The 1042-nt window shown below is 43.9% G+C and carries 1 protein-coding gene; it reads right to left on the bottom strand.

Annotated features, from left to right (window positions below; all coding sequences use genetic code 11):
* Window positions 1–190: 190 nt before the first annotated feature.
* A complete protein-coding gene (locus F6K49_RS52640) occupies window positions 191–574 on the bottom strand; it encodes a hypothetical protein (RefSeq protein ID WP_293111079.1) in 384 nt (127 codons plus the stop codon).
* Window positions 575–1042 lie beyond the last annotated feature (468 nt).

Genomic DNA, 1042 nt, shown 5'->3' with positions numbered 1-1042 from the left:
TGACAAGCTAGGTTGCATTTAAGAGTAATTTCCCAAACCGCATAACTAATTCGGCGATAAGTCATAACTATATAGCGTTTTTAAATCAGATGTAAAAATAGGATTGATGGTAAAAGGGAACAGGGAGCAGGGAGCAGGGAGTAGGGAGATGGGGAGATGGGGAGATCTTTCAAGGGTATGTTTTTAAGATTCATCCAGGGGCAGGAGAAAAATCGGGAATAAATCTACCTGTAGGTAAAGGCATGCCCTTAATCGCAGATGCCAAAATTCTTAAAAATCCTCGTCTGAAACAACTTAAAAATCGAGTAGGATTAGTTTTTAGCAATAAGATTTGCTTTTCTGGCATGCTCGGATGTTCTTTTGTCTGAGCGGAGGAGCTCATTTCATCCAAAGGAGGTAAGCTACTTGCTGGCAAATTCGCCTCGGCCTCTCCACCAATACTGACTAAAAATAAAGTAGCAACAGCAATGGCTAACCAGAGACGTTCTGCTCGTTGTTCGCGTAGCGTGGCCTTTTGGCCAGGGTCATTCATTTTAGTGTGATGACTACCTTTACCACCTCGTTTGATGTACATGAATTGACATTCAATCCAACTGCGCATACCATACCAACTTTCTCTGTGCTTGTTGAGGACTCAAATCTGTTACGATTAGCCAAGGATCGGCATAGCCAGAATCCCATTGAGCTAAAAGAGTGCAAGACAGACTGTTGGTTTTCAAACAAGTTACCTTGTCTTGATGCAAAGCGCGAGTGGGGGAAACCCCCTTTGGCGGCGCTGCATCGCTTCCACTCCAAGATTGCCCCACTTGAGTAATTAATTCTGAAAGAGGAACAAATTGTTGCTAGGCGTGAGGATTGATAATATCCCTGATGGTTAATACGCATAAATGGATGCCAACCCAATTGTTCAATCGCTTGGTAGAACCAATCAGCGTATAAACCTCTGTCTGTAGTGACAATCACCAACCAGTCGGTTCGCGTAGCGTGGCCTTATCGCCAAGGAACACCCTCTTGAAGAGAATCTAAGAGTTTGAGCCAGTAG

The organism is Moorena sp. SIO3I6, assembly GCF_010672095.1.
This window is presented reverse-complemented; position numbering and strand designations above follow the sequence as displayed.